Genomic DNA, 15,938 nt, shown 5'->3' on the forward strand with positions numbered 1-15,938 from the left:
ATGCAGCGCGCAAGCCACCTGCGCCACTGCACAAGAGCAACAAAATTGCGTGACCGTCAAATTTCCGAAAATGTTCACTTGATTTTATCTGTTTGTGACGCACCGTTGAATAGAAGGTTCCAAGAGAACCTAAGCATTTGGAAGGCCTGAATGATGAACACTTATGTGCCCAAAGCCGTGCAGGAAGCGCTGGACACTGCCCGCCTTCAGGGGATGCGCAAGAAGAACCGTCTGCGGGTGATGGCGGACAATGAGCTGGTTCCGGTTCTGCGGATGTGGAAGACGGGCTTTTCGGTTGAAGCAGAAACCGCGCCGATGCTGCGCGGTCTGGTCGATCTTTACGATGGCGCGCGGCACCTTTCGCAATGCCTGATCGTCGCCAGTGAGGAAGAGGGCGGAGAGATGCGCTATGAGTTCAAGCGCTCGACGCCGGCTGCGGACAAGGCGCCGCTGGATTTTTATGAATCACCGGGTGGACCTGCCGGTCTGATTCCGTTCGATCAGTCGCAAGGCAAGATCTGACACCGGATGCACGGGGCGTCAGGGACGGATTTCCACTTCCGTCCCGATCCGGGCAAGCCGCCAAAGCGTTTTCATCTGGTCATTGCTGATTGCGATGCAGCCCGCCGTCCAATCGCCTGACAGGGTGACAAGGCTGCCAAAGGAATTCGGTTGCCCATGTATAAAGATGTCGCCGCCGGGGCTGGCACCAGCGGCCCTGGCCTGCCCCGTGTCCTCGGGGAGCGGATAGTTGATCCCCAGCGATAGATGATAGGCGCTGTTCGGGTTGCGCCGGTCGATCAGAAAAATGCCCTCAGGCGTTTTGCCGTCGCCTTCCTGAAACTTGTCGCCGGCCGGCGCGAACCCAAGTGCGATGGGGAATTCCAGCACCGTCTCCCCGTCGCGGCTGGCGGTCAGGCGGCGGGCGGATTTTTCGATCAGAATGCGGTCGATCCGGTCCGTTGCCGCGGATGGTGGCGGCGGCGCGGCGAGCGGAGCAAAGGCCTGCCACGCAATCCAGGCGGCGCCGGTCAAAACAACCAGCGCCACGAGGCGCAGCAGGCGCTTCATGATTACTGCAGGTCCGAGAACGCCGCAGTCAGGCGGCGGCACGCGTCCTCAACGCGCGAGCGCTGGGTGGCCAGGTTGAATCGCTCCATGAACTCACCGCCGGTGCCAAAGCCATCACCGGGCGAGGTTGCGATTTTGGCGTCTTCGCGCAACCGTCTGATAAATTCCGCCCGGCTCATGCCAGTGCCGGAGAAATCCACCCAGGCCAGATAGGTTGATTGCAACGGCAGGGATTTAAGCCCGGGCAATGCGTTCACTGTCTCATCAAACAGTTTTCTGTTGCCATCCAAATGGGCGATCTGCGCATCGGCCCATTCAGCGCCTTCCGGGGAATAGGCGGCGGTGATCATGGCAACGCCAAGGGCACTGGGGTCATAGTCCAGCGTGTTCTGTCTGTGCCGCATTGCGGTGCGCAGATCCGGATCCGGAATGATCATGTTGCCGGTCCGCTGGCCGGCAATATTGAAGGTTTTGGAGGGGGCGGTCAGTGTGACAGTCCAGGCGCGTGCGTCGGGGGCCGCCACGTCCATCGGAACAAAGGTGCTGCCGGGATAGACCAGATCGTGGTGAATTTCGTCAGAGATTAGGATCAACCCATTGCGCTTGGCAAAATCGGCTACCGCACGCAGTTCCTCCGCGGTCCAGACCCGGCCTGACGGGTTCTGCGGCGAGCACCACAGCAGCAGCTTTTCGGTTCCGTTCAGGCGCGATTGCGCATCATCCAGATCCAGATTGTAGGTGTCGCCGTCGCGCGCCAGCGGGCATTCGGTAACCGTGCGCCCCGCCTTGTTCACCTTATGCGCAAATTCATGATAAACGGGCGAAAAGATAACTGCGCCGTCGCCAGGCTGGCTCCAGACATCCAGGCAGAGGGCAATGGCATTGCCCAGCCCCTGCGAGGTCAGCACCCAATCGGTCTCAATGTCCCAACTGTGGCGGGTCTTCATCCACCATTGAACTGCCTGCAGATACTCCGGGTGCTGCCAGGAGTAGCCGAACACGCCGTGCTCGGCGGCGGCTGTGACTGCTTCAATCACGCAAGGAGCGGTCTCGTAGTCGGAATCGGCTGTCCACATCGCCAGACCATTCTGCGGGGAGAGACCGTACAGTGCCTCCATCTTGTCCCATTTTGAGCTATGGGTGCCGCGACGGTCGGTGATCTTGTCAAAATTCATGTGGTGAACTCCCGTATCATTGTAAGCGAAGCTAATCGCTGCGGCGGCATAAGCAAGGGGGGCGTTGCGATGGGACCGCTGATCGCATAAATGGACTTCATGAAACGACAGATCCTGATCCATCCCGACCCCCGCCTGAAGAAGGTCTGCGTGCCTGTGCCGGACCTGAGCGACGATTTGCGCGTCCTGGCGGATGATATGCTGGAAACCATGTACGCGGCCCCCGGCATCGGGCTGGCGGCGCCGCAGATCGGAATTTTGCAACGGCTGATCGTGCTGGACTGCGTCAAGGAAGAAGACGGTGATGCGCGCCCGCTGGTGATGTTCAATCCGCAAATCCTGTCCTCCTCCGATGACACCAACGTTTATGAGGAAGGCTGCCTGTCGATCCCTGATCAATACGCCGAAGTCACCCGGCCCAAGGTGGTTGAAGTCGAATGGATGGATCGCGATGGCAACGCGAGAACTGAGACGTTTGACGGGCTGTGGGCGACCTGCGTGCAGCATGAGATCGACCACCTGAACGGCAAGCTGTTCATTGATTACCTGAAGCCGCTGAAGCGCCAGATGATCACACGCAAGATGCAGAAGCTGAAGCGCGAACGCGCCCGCGCCTGAGGGAATATCCGACATGACCGTCCGCACCTGCCTGCCTTGGCCTGACAAGCGCCTGCGCACCAAGGCCGAAGAAGTGAGCGAAATAACTGACGAAATCCGGGAAATCTGGGGCGACATGATCGACACCATGGACGCGATGCCCGGTGTAGGCCTTGCCGCCAATCAGATCGGTGTGATGCTGCGGCTGGCTGTGGTGGACGGCTCTGCCGAGCGCGGCCGCGCGGTGAAGCTGGCCAACCCGGAGATCCTGCATTCCTCGATCGAGTTGCGCGAACATGACGAGGCGAGTCCTAACCTGCCGGGTGTTTCGGCCAGGATCAAACGCCCGCGCGCCGTGACCGTTCGTTTCACCAACGAGCAGGGCATGGTCGACCGCAAGGATTTCGTCGGGATCGAGGCTACTTCGGTGCAGCATCAGATCGACCATCTGAACGGCAAGATGTATTTCGACCATCTTAGCAAGGTGAAGCGCGATATGCTGATCCGTAAGGCGAAAAAGCTTAACGGCTGACACTGATTTCTACTACCGGGCCAAATGCGGCCCGATGCGCGTCCGGAACGGCCCCCACGGCAGGCGCGGCATGGCAACCGGGGTACGGACGGATTGACTGATGCGCATTGTCTTTATGGGAACGCCTGAATTTTCGGTGCCGGTGCTGGATGCGCTGGTCGATGCAGGGCACGAAATTGCTGCCGTTTACTGCCAGCCGCCGCGGCCGGCGGGCCGCGGCAAGAAAGACCGCCCCGCGCCCGTTCATGCCCGTGCCGCGGCTCTGGGGCTTGAGGTGCGTCACCCGGTCTCGCTTAGAAGCGGGGAAGTGCAGGACGCGTTTGCTGCGCTGCAGGCGGACGTCGCTGTGGTTGTGGCCTACGGGCTGATCCTGCCGCAGGTGATCCTGGATTCGCCGAAACACGGCTGTCTCAACATCCATGCGAGCCTGCTGCCGCGCTGGCGCGGTGCGGCGCCGATCCACCGCGCGATCATGGCTGGTGATGCAGAAACCGGCGTTTGCATCATGCAGATGGAGGCCGGGTTGGACACTGGCCCGGTTCTGCTGCGGGAGGCTACTGAAATCGGAGCAGAAGAAACCACTGCCCGGCTGCATGACCGGCTTTCAAAGATGGGGGCTGCGCTGATTGCGGACACCCTGAGCCGCCTGCCGGAACTGACGCCCGAGGTGCAGCCGAAGGCTGGCGTTACCTATGCCGAAAAGATCGACAAGAGCGAGGCGCAGATAGACTGGACCCGTCCGGCGGCTGAGGTGGACCGTCAAATCCGCGGATTGTCGCCGTTCCCCGGTGCCTGGTGCGACATCAAGGGGCAGCGGGTCAAATTGCTGGCCTCGCGACGGGCAAAGGGCCAAGGAGCGCCGGGCGAAGTTTTGGATGACAATCTGACGATTGCTTGCGGGTCTGGCGCTGTTCAGCTGTTGCGGTTGCAACGGGCAGGTAAAAGTGCGCAGGATCCTGAGGTTTTCTTACGTGGCTACCCTGTTTCGAAGGGCTGCCGCCTGTAACCGGGGGCCCGGCATGATTCTGACTCTGATGGGCACCGTGGTGATTGCCGGTATCGCCGGCTACGCATTCTGAATGCAGCGGCTTCACCAGCAACGGGTACGTCCTTCAATCATCATTTGCAACGGCGGGGCGTTCCTGTTTTATTTTGTGCGGCTGATGTTCGGCATCGGGTTCAGCGCGCCTGGGTGGAATGCGATTGCCTCCTCCATAGGGGCTTTGGTGATCGTTCCGACCCATTGGCGCAGATAGGGAGGCCGGGATGCCGATAACTGCCCTCATCATCATTGGCGCGGCCGCAGGTTTTCTGGCGACCCGGCTGATGCGGCTTGAAACCGATATCATCACCACTGTTGTGATTGGCATGGCTGGCGCATTGATCGGCGGGCTGGTGCTGCGTGCCTTGCTGGCGGTCATGGGGTTTATGGCCGGCTTTGCCGGTGCGGTTTTGGGGGCATTGGTGCTGATCTGGCTTTGGCAGCTCTACCTGCGTAAGTAATCCCGGCTGAGGCACGCAGGCCACAGCCGGAGGGAGAACGCGCGATTTCTGCTGCAGCGCGCCGCTGAATGAATAAGGTACCTCAACCGCTGTGCAAAGCAGCAGAAAATCGAGGCAGAGAGCATTTGCAGATGACACAGAACAGCGGCCAGCCCGGCGCGCCGAATGTGGTGGTTGTGAGCACCATGAAGGATGAAGGCGCCTATATTCTCGACTGGATCAGCCACTATAAATCCATTGGTGTCAGTGATTTTGTCATCTTCACCAATGAATGTTCCGACCCCACGGACCATATCCTGCGCTGCCTGCACCGGATGGGTGTTATCGAACACCGGTTCAGCCGGGTGGTGCGCCGCGGCCCGCACAAAAGCGCGCTGATGTGGGCGGAGTACGAGCCCAAGGTGATTAATGCCGATTGGGTTCTGGTGATCGACGTCGATGAATATCTGCAGATCAACTCCGGCGACGGCACACTGCCGGGGCTGTTGGCAGAGCGGGCGGATGCCGATGCGGTTTCCTTTGTTTGGCGCATCTTCGGCAATTCCGGGGTCACTACTGTGGACCATCCCCCGGTGCCTCAGGCCTTTGTGCAGGCTGAACCGGCGGTGGGGCGCCCGGATGAGCACCGGTTCTTCAAGACTGCGTTCCGGAAGAATGGAAAATTCGCCCGTATGGGGGTGCACCGCCCTTATCTGGCGGAAACGGGGGGCGGCGTGAACTGGCAGCTTGCCGATGGCACACGCCTGCCGGAGGATGAGTTGGAAGGCGCACTGTACGTGCGCGGCAACTACGGCTATTCCGCAGCGCAGCTTAACCACTATGCACTGCGCTCTCGCGATGGTTTCCTGAACAAGAAAGCGCGCGGCCGGGCGAACCATTTCACCTCCTCCATAGAACCAAGCTACTGGCACAAGTTTGACAGGAATGAAGAAGAAGACCGGCGGCTGGCGGACAATTTCTCAGCTGCGCTGCAAATCAAGGAAGACCTTCTGCAGGACGCCACTCTGCGGGAATACCATGAAATGGCGCAGGTCTGGCACCGTCGAAGGGGCCGTAAGGCCAGGATCAGCAAAGACGGCCAGGAACTTCTGAAATCCTTGGTTGAGACCCGCAAAATGGCCTGATTGCGGCTCATTCGCTGCGGGTGCCGCCAGTGTCTGCGCGACACAGTCCTTGGTTCCGGAGATTGCGCAGCCTTGCACCGTTACCCGGTGCATAGCGCGACGGAAGCCGTGGCAGTCATTAGTGCCCTTGCGCCAAGTCGCCCAGTTGTGCCTGATCTTGACATCACCTGGCTGCCAACGATCCCGGGACTGACCGCACTGGCAGTATCGCTGCTGGAAACGGCTGAGGAGGACCTGATTTTGGCCTATGAACAATGGTTTGCCGCCAAGGGTCCGCAAGTAGAGCCGTTGATACAGCTGCAACCAAATGCCTTGCTGCCGTCTGCGCACCCATCGGCCAGCCGTCAGGAGCTGAGGGTGAAGGGCTTGCAGGGGATGCCAAACATTCTGGCTGAGGAACCCGGTCAGGGCCATTGTGGCTCGGCAAGCAAGCCAAGCGGGGCTGGACCCAGCGGTTGCACCGACCGCACATTTTTTTGAATTAGCCGGGGCCTGAGCCGGCAAAGGCGCCGCCTGCACGCCGATATCCTTTCAGCCGTCAAACCCGCAGACATGACATAACGGCAAACTTGTATCTATGGCTTTGGCAGACTGGCTGCAGGCGGTGCGGATTGTTCCGGCAGCCCAGCCTGGTGTGCTGAATGGGCCGCTTGCCAGTGCATCTGTGCAAATCTGCCGCGAGGCTGTGTGAGCCGCAAAGTTGCCTTAACTGCGCGGCGGGCGGCTTTTGTAGACTGGCAGGTGCCAGCCGAACAGGATGGACCCTGCCCGCAGGGTCCAGCACACACCGGCGCAGGCCAGCAGGGCAAACCGCACCTCCAGCCCCATCCAAATCATCATAACAGCGGTGATCGCACCTGCCATGGCGCAGGAGATGTAGAGCTCACCCTGTTTCAGTACCAAGGGCACCTCGTTGCAGACCACGTCGCGCATAAGCCCGCCCATGGTTCCAGTGGCCATGCCCATCAGCACGGTGATTACCGGCGGGCTGTTCAGCGCAATTGCAGCGCCTGTCCCCGCGGGGACAGCCACAGCTAATGCAAAACTGTCCAGCCATACGACCCAGCGCAACCGGCTCTCCAGCAGATGCGCACTGAGGAATACTGCCACCGCACCGAAGGCCGCAAGCAGGATGTAATTCGGATTGCCGATCCAGAACACCGGATTGCGGTCCAAGAGCAGGTCGCGCAAGGTGCCGCCGCCAAGCGCAGTCAAGCAGGCAACAAAGGCAAAGCCGACGATATCCAGCTGCGCCCGGCTGGCGACCAGTGCACCGGTCAGGGCAAAGACCAGCACCGACGCGTAATCCAGCAGCGCCAGAAACGTCATGCGGCGGCCCTGTTCATCAGGCGCGTTTCTTCTTCTTGAAAGGTGCCATACCAGCGCGCGCCAGCTCATCCGCGTGTTCGTTCTCGGGGTGGCCTGCGTGGCCCTTGACCCATTCCCAGGTCACCTTGTGGCGGCGCTGGGCCTCGTCCAGGCGCTGCCACAGTTCGACATTTTTCACCGGTTTCTTGCCGGAGGTTTTCCAGCCGTTCTTTTTCCAGCCGAAGATCCAACCAGTGACGCCGTTCTTCACATAGGCGGAGTCGGTGACCACGGTGATCGTGGACGGCCGCGCCAGGCTTTCAAGCGCATTGATCGCCGCCAGCAACTCCATCCGGTTGTTGGTGGTCTCGGCCTCGCCGCCCTGGAGTTCTTTTTCTTTGACGATGGTGTCACCGTCCATGGCGCGCAGCAGGACGCCCCAGCCGCCGGGGCCGGGATTTCCAGAACAGGCGCCGTCGGTATAAGCAAATAATTCAGGCATGCGCGGTCAGTACTACGAACTCCTCGTGTGTGCCAGCCAGTCCTTTGCCGGTGCCGCGGCGGCTGCCGAGGAGGGTGAAACCGGCACCTTCGAGCTGGCGGCGCAATTCGGCCTCGCTGTAATAGGCATAGAACCGGCCCAGTTCATCGCGGCCTTCGTTCTCGCCCAGTTTCATCGCCAGGCACAATGTTCCGCCTTGGGTCAGTGCCCGGTGGATGGAGGACAGATGGACGGCAAGTTCGGCCCGCGGAACATGCAGCAGGCTGAAATATGCCCAGATGCCGTCAAAGACCGCCTCGGCATCCAAAGCTTCAAACCCGGTGACAGTGACCTCTATTCTATGCGTGGTGCGGGCGGCGTCTGCCATTTTCTGCGAGGCATCAAGCGCAGCCACTCGGTAACCCGCGTCCCGAAAGCGTGCCGCCCAGTGGCCGGGGCCGCATCCGAGATCCAGCACCGTGCCGTTTTCGGGCAGGCGGGTGGTAAAGGCCAGGAAATCCGCCTCTTCCCCGTTTGCCAAGCTGCCGGTAACCAGTTCGGCGTATTCCGCGGCGCGTTCGTCATAGACGCTGATTGTTCTGTCATCGCTCATCCGGTGGTCTCCTTAGCCGCACTCAGGTGCGTTCTGCGGCCAGCCGGGCGGCGAGGCCTGCAAAGACGGCGGCAAAGCCGCGGCTCATCCACTTCAGCACCCGCTCGCTGTTCAGCAGATAAGTGCGGGCTTGGGCGGCAAATAGCCCGTAGAGTACGAAGATGGCAAAGGTCATTACCATGAATACCACCCCCAGAACGGACATCTCCATCGTGGCACTGGCAGGATTGCCGCTCAGGAACGGCGGCAGCAGCGCCAAGAAGAACACCGACAGCTTGGGGTTCAGGATGTTGATCAGCGCCCCGCGCCAGGCGATTTTCCAGCCCGGCTGGGTGCTGCGTTTCGATCCTACCGCCAGCACAACACCGCTGCGCAGGGCCTGCCATGCGAGGTACAGCAAATAGGCTACGCCTGCGGCCTTGACGATCTGAAACAGCAGGGCAGAGCTGTGCAGGACGGCCGCCAGCCCCAGGGTGGCGGCGGCGAGGTGCGGAACAATGCCGAATGTGCAGCCAATTGCGGCCCAGACCACGGCGCTGCGGCCTTGGCCGAGACCTAGCGCCAGCGTATAGATGACGCCGGTGCCGGGAGCGAGAACAACAACAAATGCGGTAATCAGAAAGTGCAGCGAAATCATGAATACGGCTCCAGAAGTATGCCCGGGACTAGTGAATAACACGGTTAGTCCGCGCCGGGTGCGTTTTCTGTCGCCTGGATTGCTCCCGCAGAAGGATTATGCGGGCTGCCGCAATACCCGGGGCACCTTGAACTCCACGGTTTCCACGGCGGTTTCCACCACTTCGACGGTCACGTCAAAGCGGGCGCGGAAGGCGTCGATCACTTCGTTGACCAGCAGTTCCGGGGCGGAGGCGCCTGCAGTGATGGCAACCGATCCGATGCCTTCCAGGGCGCGCCAGTCGATGTTGTCCGCGCGCTGCACAAGCTGGGCGTAGTCGCAGCCGTTCTTGGCGCCAACCTCGACCAGGCGGCGGGAATTCGAGGAGTTCGGCGCGCCGACCACCAGAAGCGCGTCGGCCTTGGGCGCCACCGATTTCACCGCTTCCTGGCGGTTGGTGGTGGCGTAACAGATGTCTTCTTTGTGCGGGCCGGTGATGTTCGGAAACCGCTGGTGCAGCGCTGCCACGATGCCCTTGGTGTCATCGACCGATAGGGTGGTCTGGGTGACATAGGCCAGTTGATCAGGGTCGCGCACGTCTACCGTGGCCACGTCCTCGACGGTTTCCACCAGCAGCACCTCGCCGTCAGGCAGCTGGCCCATGGTACCGATGGTTTCCGGGTGGCCCTTGTGGCCGATCATAATCATTTGCAGGCCGGCTTCAGCGTGGCGCTGGGCCTCGATATGCACCTTGGAGACCAGCGGGCAGGTGGCATCGACATAGACCATCTCGCGGCGGCTGGCCTCAGCCGGGACTGATTTTGGGACCCCGTGAGCGGAAAAGATTACCGGGCGGTCGTCAGGGCATTCGTCCAGCTCCTCAACAAACACCGCGCCCTTGTCGCGCAACGAGTCGACCACGAATTTGTTGTGCACGATTTCGTGGCGCACATAGACCGGAGCTCCCCATTTCGCGATCGCCATTTCAACAATCTTGATGGCGCGGTCCACACCGGCGCAAAAACCACGCGGCGCGGCAAGGTATAGGGTTAGGGCTGGCTTGGTCATTGGCGTCTCCTTGCGGCCAGAGGTAAGCGGTTCGCGCGGCAAGGTCCAGTGCCGGCGGGGTCGCAGCCGATGCGTCCGAAACTTGCCGCGGCGGCGCTAGCGAAGAGGCCGGAAAAGCCGCACTGGCAGCAGCAAATGTTTGAAATAGACAATTGGTGCCTCTGCGAGGCGGAGGCTGCCGCAGCCGTTCAGGCGGCCAAGTTCAGGCACATAGCGGCTAAGTTCAGCCGGTTGATCTGTCCATGCAAAACGCTGCTCGACTGCTGATAGCGTCACTCGCGCCAAATCACACACGGCAAACTGGTTTCCCGCCGCAATCAGATCAATAATCATGCGGAGAAAAAGCTCTGTCCGGAATAAGGCACCGCCCCATCGGGCGCCTTGTTCCGGTAAGTTTTGCTTAGCCGTGTGCTGCTGTCGCTGAACGCGGTTCGCTTTGCTCGCGCGGCGGGCGCCCGATGACGTCGCGCAATTCTTCCAGCTCGATGAAATTGTCAGCCTGGCGGCGCAGATCGTCAGAGATCATCGGCGGCTGGCTGCGGATGGTCGAAACCACCGAGACGCGTACGCCCTGGCGCTGCAGGCTGGCGATCAGAGGACGGAAATCGCCATCACCGGAGAACAGCACGATATGGTCCACCCGCGGGGCCAATTCCATGGCATCGACGGTAAGTTCGATATCCATGTTGCCTTTGACTTTGCGGCGGCCCATGCTGTCGGTGTATTCCTTGGCCGGTTTGGTGACCATGGTGAAGCCGTTGTAATGCAGCCAGTCGACCAGCGGGCGGATCGGTGAATACTCGTCATTCTCCAGCAGGGCAGTGTAATAAAAGGCCCGCAGAAGCTTGCCGCGGCGCATGAATTCTTGCCGCAAAAGCTTATAGTCGATGTCAAACCCAAGCGCCTTAGCTGCGGCGTATAGGTTCGACCCGTCTATGAACAGCGCAAGCCGTTCGTCTTTGTAAAACATAAAATGTTCCTTCCGGTATAACCGTCCCGGCCGGGTGTTCCGTGAGTGAGTGCTTGAAATCAGCGAGACGGGTGGACTTAATGTAAGTTATTTGTCATCTGCCGCAAGTATACTGCCATTCTGAAATAGGGTCAAAAATGGCCGGAAATCTGAAAACTTCCCTCATCGCGCTTGGCGGCAACCTGCCTGTGGACGCTGATGCGCCGCAAGCCACCTTGTCAAAGGCCGTTGCCGCTTTGCAATCCGATGATGTTGTGCTGCGCCGCGTCTCACGGTTCTTTCAGACGCCCTGTTTTCCGGCAGGCGCCGGGCCGGATTATGTGAACGCTGCAGTTGCGGTTGAGACATCTTTGACCGCGCGCGCGCTGCTGGCGCGCTTGCATGAGATTGAAGAACAGTTTGACCGGGTGCGGGAGCAACGCTGGGGGATGCGTACGCTTGATCTGGATTTGATTGACCACGGCGGCGCGGTCCTGCCGGATGCGGACGGGTTTGCCCGCTGGCAGGGGCTGCCGCTGGAGACCCAGATGCAGGAGGCGCCCGGACAGCTGATCCTGCCGCATCCGCGCATTCAGGACCGCGCCTTTGTGCTGGTGCCGCTTTGCGATATTACCCCGCGCTGGCGCCACCCGGTGCTGCAGAAAACCGCTGCCGGGCTGCTGGCGGAATTGCCGCCGGCAGATGTGGCAGAGGTCACGCCGCTGTAAGCCGCGCAATGCGGCGTTTTCCGCTCTTGTCAAGGGAAAGGTTTGGGCGTAAATGTCTGCCTTCTGGACCCGGAATGAATTGGAGAGTCGCTGATGGCCCGCGTGACGGTTGAAGATTGCGTAGACAAGGTGCCCAACCGCTTTGAGCTGGTGATGCTGGCAGCGCATCGCGCCCGCGAAATTTCGGCAGGTGCTCCAATCACCGTGGACCGTGACAACGACAAAAACCCGGTCGTTTCCTTGCGTGAAATCGCTGATGAGACACAAAGCGCAGACGATCTGCGCGAACGCCTGATCGAAGGCAATCAGACCCAGATTGAGGTCGATGAGCCGGAAGAAGATTCGATGGCTCTGCTGATGGGCGCGGATAACGATAAGCCCGCCGATGACGATATGTCTGAAGAGAAACTGCTGCGCGCGCTGATGGAGGCCCAGGGCCAGGGCTGAGGCGTGCGCTGACGAAATTGAGGCTGCGGACCGGACATGAACTCCCCCGATATTTCCGCTGGAGATCTGCTTGCTCTGGTCCGCAACTACAACCCGAAGACAAATGCGGACAGAATCGCCGAGGCTTATGCCTTCGGCGAGCAGATGCATGAAGGGCAATTCCGCCATTCCGGCGAACCCTATTTCACGCATCCGGTTGCCGTCGCAGCCATTCTGACCGAGCAGCGCTTGGATGATGCGACGATCATCACCGCGCTTTTGCATGACACCATCGAAGACACCAAGGCCTCCTACGAGGAAGTCACCCGCCGTTTTGGCGATGAGGTGGCGATGCTGGTCGACGGCGTTACCAAATTGACCAACTTGCAGCTCAGCAGCCGCGAGACCAAGCAGGCGGAAAACTTCCGCAAGCTGTTCATGGCGATGTCCAAAGATCTGCGGGTTATCCTGGTCAAGCTTGCCGACCGGCTGCACAACATGCGCACAATCAAGGCGATGCGCCCGGAAAAGCAGGCCCAGAAGGCGCGCGAGACGATGGATATCTATGCGCCTCTGGCGGGCCGCATGGGGATGCAGTGGATGCGCGAGGAGTTGGAGGATCTGGCGTTCCGCGTGCTTAACGCCGAAGGCCGCCAGTCGATCATCCGCCGTTTCGTGACCCTGCAGCGCGAAACAGGCGATGTAATTCACCGGATCACCGGCGACATGCGGCTGGAGCTGGAAAAGACCGGGATCGAGGCGGAGGTCTTTGGCCGTGCCAAGAAACCCTATTCGATCTGGCGCAAGATGCAGGCCAAGGATCAGGGCTTCTCGCGGCTTTCGGATATCTACGGCTTCCGCGTTATCACCACTTCCGAAGAGGACGCCTACCGCGCGCTTGGGGCGATTCACCAGCGCTGGCGGGCGGTGCCGGGCCGGTTCAAGGATTACATCAGCCAGCCGAAATCCAACGGTTACCGCTCGATCCATACCACGGTTTCTGGCCGGGACGGCAAGCGGGTTGAGGTGCAAATCCGCACCCGGCAGATGCATGACGTGGCCGAAACCGGGGTGGCGGCCCATTGGTCTTATCGCGACGGTGTGCGCACGGAAAACCCCTTTGCGGTAGATCCGGCCAAATGGATCGCCTCGTTGACCGAGCAATTCGACGCCGAGGATGATCACGACGAATTCCTCGAGGCGGTGAAGCTCGAGATGTATTCCGATCAGGTGTTCTGCTTCACGCCCAAGGGCGATGTGATCAAACTGCCCAAGGGCGCGACGCCGATCGATTTTGCCTATGCCATCCATACCCGCATCGGCCATGCCTGCGTCGGTGCCAAGGTGGACGGGATCCGGGTGCCGCTGTGGACCCGGCTGCGCAACGGCCAATCTGTGGATGTGATCACCGCCGAGGGACAGACCCCGCAGTTAAGCTGGCTGGAGATTGCCACCACTGGTAAGGCCCGTACCGCGATCCGCCGCGCTCTGCGCGAGGCGGACCGGGCGCGGTTTGTGAAACTGGGCCATGAACTGGCACGCTCGGCTTTTGAGCATGTCGGCAAGAAGGCCACTGACAAGGCGCTCGAAACTGCTGCACGCGCCCTGCGAGCGGGCGGGGTGAATGAGCTGCTTGCGCGGTTAGGGGCGGCAGAGATCACCGCGCATGACGTGGTGCAATCGGTTTATCCGGAACTGACCACCACTGGCGATGGCGACGAAATTTCTCCGCGCCGGGCCGTGGTCGGCTTGGAACCGGGGCAGAGCTTTGAGCGTGCGCCTTGCTGCCAGCCGCTGCCGGGCGAACGCATCATCGGTATCACCTACCGCGGCCGCGGGGTGGTGGTGCATTCCGCGGATTGCGACAAGCTGGGCGAGTTTGAAGATCAGCCGGAGCGCTGGATGGATGTGCAGTGGCACAGCGGAACCCATCCGGCGGCTTATGGCACAACATTGGAACTGACCATCGGCAATGACGCCGGTGTGCTGGGACGCATTTGCACATTGATTGGTGAGAAAAAGGCCAATATTTCGGACCTTGAATTTGTTGACAGGAAACCAGACTTTTACCGGCTTATGATCAATGTGGAGTTGCGGGATGTGGAGCAGCTGCACTCGCTGATGCTGACGCTTGAAGCCGAAAGCGATGTTGCCGCGGTGGCGCGGTTCCGTGACAAGCCGGAAGAGCGCCATTTTCCGGGATAAGCCGATGAAACTTTGAGCCGGGAACTGGGAAGGACGCACAGCTTTGGTATTCAGGCGCCGGGACAGACGTCCGCCCCTCCGGGCGCTGGCGGATTTTCTCTGGCCGCGCGGCGGCTGGGGAAGGGCGTTCCTGTATGTGAAGCACCGGGTGCGGCGGCTGCCCGATTCGCCTGAACGCATCGCCCGCGGCATCTGGGCCGGAGTGTTCACCACCTTCACGCCCTTTTACGGGCTGCACTTCCTTGTCGCGGCGATCATTTCCCGGCTGATGAATGGCAATATTCTGGCCTCGCTCAGCGCCACCTTCTTTGGCAACCCGCTGACCTATGTGCCGATCGGGGTGGCCTCGCTGCAGACCGGGCACTGGATTCTTGGGACCGAGTTCGACGAAGAAGTCGACAAATCCCTGATGGGCAAATTTCTGGACGCGGGGGGCGATCTGAAGGACAACCTGTTTGCGCTGTTCCTGGACAAGCCCGCCGACTGGCAGGGGCTGCACCTGTTCTATAACGAGGTTTTCTACCCCTATATGATCGGCGGCATCATTCCCGGCATCATTTCCGCGTCCGTCTGCTATATGCTCAGCCTGCCCGTGATCCGAGTCTATCAGCAGCGCCGCCGGGCCAAGATCAAGGCCAAGTTCGAGGCCATCAAGCAGCGCGCCGAAGTCGACACCGGCTGCTGAGCCGTGCCGCCGGATTGTACCATTATCGCCAGCAGGGTTGCTCTTGCCCGCAGGCTGTCTAGTCTTTGCGTAAAAGCTTTGACTTCAGACGGATGAGACAGCTGTCATGACACAGAACAAATTGCGCCTGGGTGTGAATATCGACCACGTCGCCACGGTGCGCAACGCCCGCGGCGGTGCCTATCCGGACCCGGTCCGCGCGGCAAAACTGGCCGAAGAGGCTGGCGCCGACGGTATCACCGCGCATCTGCGCGAAGACCGCCGCCATATCACAGATGCCGATATCGACAGGCTGATGGAGGCGCTTACGGTGCCACTGAATTTTGAGATGGCGGCGACGGAGGAAATGCAAAAAATTGCCCTGCGCCACAAGCCGCACGCGGTTTGCATCGTGCCGGAAAAACGCGAGGAACGCACCACCGAAGGCGGGCTGGAAGTCGCCCGTGAGGAAAACCGCCTGGCCCATTACATCGCACCTCTGCGCGACGCAGGCTGCCGGGTGTCGATCTTCATTGCCGCCGATAGAAAACAGATCGAAGCCGCGCACCGGATCGGCGCCGAGGTGATCGAACTGCACACCGGTGCCTATTGCGACTACCACGCCGAGGCCAGGTTTGAGGACCGTGACCGCGAATTGGACGCATTGCGCGAGATGTCGGCCTATGCCCATTCCCTGGGGCTGGAAGTGCATGCCGGGCATGGCCTCACTTATGATACCGTAAAACCGGTTGCGGCCTTCCCGGAGGTCAAAGAGCTGAATATAGGCCATTTCCTGATTGGCGAGGCAGTCTTCCGGGGCCTTACCCCGGCAGTGCAGAAAATGCGGCGGATGATGGATGAAGCGCGGGAGAGATAAG

At 60.5% G+C, this 15,938-nt stretch carries 21 protein-coding genes and 1 pseudogene; 13 read left to right on the top strand and 9 right to left on the bottom strand.

Features of this window, described 5'->3' with window-relative positions:
• Positions 1–153: 153 nt before the first annotated feature.
• Positions 154–522 carry a hypothetical protein gene (locus METH_RS00630; protein ID WP_024088461.1) on the top strand — a complete coding sequence of 123 codons (369 nt, stop codon included), beginning with the start codon at positions 154–156 and terminating at the stop codon, positions 520–522.
• Positions 523–540: 18 nt separating this feature from the next.
• On the opposite strand, the gene METH_RS00635 is transcribed toward METH_RS00630, so the two are convergent.
• Positions 541–1,071 carry a L,D-transpeptidase family protein gene (locus METH_RS00635; protein WP_024088462.1) on the bottom strand — a complete coding sequence of 177 codons (531 nt, stop codon included), beginning with the start codon at positions 1,069–1,071 and terminating at the stop codon, positions 541–543.
• A gap of 2 nt (positions 1,072–1,073) precedes the next feature.
• Positions 1,074–2,246, bottom strand: coding sequence for a MalY/PatB family protein (locus tag METH_RS00640; RefSeq protein WP_024088463.1), 1,173 nt, complete (start codon positions 2,244–2,246; stop codon positions 1,074–1,076).
• A gap of 99 nt (positions 2,247–2,345) precedes the next feature.
• Between METH_RS00640 and def (METH_RS00645) the strand changes: the two genes are divergently transcribed.
• From def (METH_RS00645) to METH_RS00675, 7 genes and pseudogenes are all read left to right on the top strand, one after another.
• Positions 2,346–2,864 carry a peptide deformylase gene (def, locus tag METH_RS00645; RefSeq protein WP_024088464.1) on the top strand — a complete coding sequence of 173 codons (519 nt, stop codon included), beginning with the start codon at positions 2,346–2,348 and terminating at the stop codon, positions 2,862–2,864.
• A 13-nt stretch (positions 2,865–2,877) separates the two neighbouring features.
• Entirely contained in the window at positions 2,878–3,375 is a 498-nt protein-coding gene (gene def / locus METH_RS00650; RefSeq protein ID WP_024088465.1) for a peptide deformylase, read from the top strand.
• 100 nt (positions 3,376–3,475) lie between these two features.
• The gene (fmt, locus tag METH_RS00655) at positions 3,476–4,381 is read left to right on the top strand and encodes a methionyl-tRNA formyltransferase (RefSeq protein WP_024088466.1); all 906 of its coding nucleotides are present in this window, start codon (positions 3,476–3,478) and stop codon (positions 4,379–4,381) included.
• A gap of 13 nt (positions 4,382–4,394) precedes the next feature.
• Positions 4,395–4,631: pseudogene (locus METH_RS25325) on the top strand (hypothetical protein).
• 10 nt (positions 4,632–4,641) lie between these two features.
• Positions 4,642–4,878 carry a GlsB/YeaQ/YmgE family stress response membrane protein gene (locus tag METH_RS00665; RefSeq protein WP_024088467.1) on the top strand — a complete coding sequence of 79 codons (237 nt, stop codon included), beginning with the start codon at positions 4,642–4,644 and terminating at the stop codon, positions 4,876–4,878.
• Positions 4,879–5,009: 131 nt separating this feature from the next.
• Positions 5,010–6,002, top strand: coding sequence for a glycosyltransferase family 2 protein (locus METH_RS00670; protein ID WP_024088468.1), 993 nt, complete (start codon positions 5,010–5,012; stop codon positions 6,000–6,002).
• 108 nt (positions 6,003–6,110) lie between these two features.
• Positions 6,111–6,482, top strand: a complete 372-nt coding sequence (locus METH_RS00675; protein ID WP_156927423.1) for a hypothetical protein — start codon at positions 6,111–6,113, stop codon at positions 6,480–6,482.
• A 225-nt stretch (positions 6,483–6,707) separates the two neighbouring features.
• Here the strand turns inward: METH_RS00675 and METH_RS00680 are convergent, their stop codons facing one another.
• From METH_RS00680 to METH_RS00710, 7 genes are all read right to left on the bottom strand, one after another.
• Positions 6,708–7,331, bottom strand: a complete 624-nt coding sequence (locus METH_RS00680; protein WP_024088471.1) for a trimeric intracellular cation channel family protein — start codon at positions 7,329–7,331, stop codon at positions 6,708–6,710.
• A gap of 16 nt (positions 7,332–7,347) precedes the next feature.
• Positions 7,348–7,812: a ribonuclease HI gene (rnhA, locus tag METH_RS00685; RefSeq protein ID WP_024088472.1), complete on the bottom strand. Its 465-nt coding sequence runs from the start codon at positions 7,810–7,812 to the stop codon at positions 7,348–7,350.
• Positions 7,805–8,404, bottom strand: a complete 600-nt coding sequence (locus METH_RS00690; protein ID WP_024088473.1) for a class I SAM-dependent DNA methyltransferase — start codon at positions 8,402–8,404, stop codon at positions 7,805–7,807. The genes rnhA and METH_RS00690 overlap by 8 nt, the downstream gene beginning before the upstream one ends.
• Positions 8,405–8,426: 22 nt before the next feature.
• Positions 8,427–9,041 carry a LysE family translocator gene (locus METH_RS00695; RefSeq protein ID WP_024088474.1) on the bottom strand — a complete coding sequence of 205 codons (615 nt, stop codon included), beginning with the start codon at positions 9,039–9,041 and terminating at the stop codon, positions 8,427–8,429.
• A gap of 96 nt (positions 9,042–9,137) precedes the next feature.
• Positions 9,138–10,088 carry a 4-hydroxy-3-methylbut-2-enyl diphosphate reductase gene (gene ispH / locus METH_RS00700; protein ID WP_024088475.1) on the bottom strand — a complete coding sequence of 317 codons (951 nt, stop codon included), beginning with the start codon at positions 10,086–10,088 and terminating at the stop codon, positions 9,138–9,140.
• A 96-nt stretch (positions 10,089–10,184) separates the two neighbouring features.
• Complete coding sequence (locus METH_RS23710; RefSeq protein ID WP_156927424.1) at positions 10,185–10,421, bottom strand: hypothetical protein; 237 nt, start codon at positions 10,419–10,421, stop codon at positions 10,185–10,187.
• 67 nt (positions 10,422–10,488) lie between these two features.
• Positions 10,489–11,058, bottom strand: a complete 570-nt coding sequence (locus METH_RS00710) for a LabA-like NYN domain-containing protein (RefSeq protein WP_019296609.1) — start codon at positions 11,056–11,058, stop codon at positions 10,489–10,491.
• A 137-nt stretch (positions 11,059–11,195) separates the two neighbouring features.
• Between METH_RS00710 and folK the strand changes: the two genes are divergently transcribed.
• The 5 genes from folK to METH_RS00735 all read left to right on the top strand — a co-directional run bounded on the left by folK (position 11,196) and on the right by METH_RS00735 (position 15,937).
• The gene (gene folK / locus METH_RS00715) at positions 11,196–11,765 is read left to right on the top strand and encodes a 2-amino-4-hydroxy-6-hydroxymethyldihydropteridine diphosphokinase (RefSeq protein ID WP_044008291.1); all 570 of its coding nucleotides are present in this window, start codon (positions 11,196–11,198) and stop codon (positions 11,763–11,765) included.
• A 93-nt stretch (positions 11,766–11,858) separates the two neighbouring features.
• Positions 11,859–12,212, top strand: coding sequence for a DNA-directed RNA polymerase subunit omega (rpoZ, locus tag METH_RS00720; RefSeq protein ID WP_024088478.1), 354 nt, complete (start codon positions 11,859–11,861; stop codon positions 12,210–12,212).
• Between the two features lie 36 nt (positions 12,213–12,248).
• Positions 12,249–14,396 (top strand): RelA/SpoT family protein, encoded by a 2,148-nt coding sequence (locus tag METH_RS00725; protein ID WP_044008292.1) that lies wholly within the window; start codon positions 12,249–12,251, stop codon positions 14,394–14,396.
• 43 nt (positions 14,397–14,439) lie between these two features.
• Positions 14,440–15,081, top strand: a complete 642-nt coding sequence (locus METH_RS00730; protein WP_024088480.1) for a DUF2062 domain-containing protein — start codon at positions 14,440–14,442, stop codon at positions 15,079–15,081.
• Between the two features lie 106 nt (positions 15,082–15,187).
• On the top strand, positions 15,188–15,937 hold the full coding sequence (locus METH_RS00735; RefSeq protein WP_024088481.1) for a pyridoxine 5'-phosphate synthase: 750 nt from the start codon (positions 15,188–15,190) through the stop codon (positions 15,935–15,937).
• Position 15,938 lies beyond the last annotated feature (1 nt).

This window comes from Leisingera methylohalidivorans DSM 14336 (assembly GCF_000511355.1).
GTDB lineage: Bacteria > Pseudomonadota > Alphaproteobacteria > Rhodobacterales > Rhodobacteraceae > Leisingera > Leisingera methylohalidivorans.

Coding starts and splice junctions, on each gene's coding strand:
- folK (WP_044008291.1), top strand. CDS start 11,196: ATGGCCGGAAATCTGAAAACTTCCCTCATCGCGCTTGGCGGCAACCTG.
- METH_RS00695 (WP_024088474.1), bottom strand. CDS start 9,041: ATGATTTCGCTGCACTTTCTGATTACCGCATTTGTTGTTGTTCTCGCT.
- METH_RS00735 (WP_024088481.1), top strand. CDS start 15,188: ATGACACAGAACAAATTGCGCCTGGGTGTGAATATCGACCACGTCGCC.
- METH_RS00630 (WP_024088461.1), top strand. CDS start 154: ATGAACACTTATGTGCCCAAAGCCGTGCAGGAAGCGCTGGACACTGCC.
- fmt (WP_024088466.1), top strand. CDS start 3,476: ATGCGCATTGTCTTTATGGGAACGCCTGAATTTTCGGTGCCGGTGCTG.
- rnhA (WP_024088472.1), bottom strand. CDS start 7,812: ATGCCTGAATTATTTGCTTATACCGACGGCGCCTGTTCTGGAAATCCC.
- rpoZ (WP_024088478.1), top strand. CDS start 11,859: ATGGCCCGCGTGACGGTTGAAGATTGCGTAGACAAGGTGCCCAACCGC.
- METH_RS00690 (WP_024088473.1), bottom strand. CDS start 8,404: ATGAGCGATGACAGAACAATCAGCGTCTATGACGAACGCGCCGCGGAA.
- METH_RS00670 (WP_024088468.1), top strand. CDS start 5,010: ATGACACAGAACAGCGGCCAGCCCGGCGCGCCGAATGTGGTGGTTGTG.
- METH_RS23710 (WP_156927424.1), bottom strand. CDS start 10,421: ATGATTATTGATCTGATTGCGGCGGGAAACCAGTTTGCCGTGTGTGAT.
- METH_RS00710 (WP_019296609.1), bottom strand. CDS start 11,058: ATGTTTTACAAAGACGAACGGCTTGCGCTGTTCATAGACGGGTCGAAC.
- METH_RS00635 (WP_024088462.1), bottom strand. CDS start 1,071: ATGAAGCGCCTGCTGCGCCTCGTGGCGCTGGTTGTTTTGACCGGCGCC.
- def (WP_024088464.1), top strand. CDS start 2,346: ATGAAACGACAGATCCTGATCCATCCCGACCCCCGCCTGAAGAAGGTC.
- METH_RS00725 (WP_044008292.1), top strand. CDS start 12,249: ATGAACTCCCCCGATATTTCCGCTGGAGATCTGCTTGCTCTGGTCCGC.
- METH_RS00680 (WP_024088471.1), bottom strand. CDS start 7,331: ATGACGTTTCTGGCGCTGCTGGATTACGCGTCGGTGCTGGTCTTTGCC.
- METH_RS00640 (WP_024088463.1), bottom strand. CDS start 2,246: ATGAATTTTGACAAGATCACCGACCGTCGCGGCACCCATAGCTCAAAA.
- def (WP_024088465.1), top strand. CDS start 2,878: ATGACCGTCCGCACCTGCCTGCCTTGGCCTGACAAGCGCCTGCGCACC.
- ispH (WP_024088475.1), bottom strand. CDS start 10,088: ATGACCAAGCCAGCCCTAACCCTATACCTTGCCGCGCCGCGTGGTTTT.
- METH_RS00665 (WP_024088467.1), top strand. CDS start 4,642: ATGCCGATAACTGCCCTCATCATCATTGGCGCGGCCGCAGGTTTTCTG.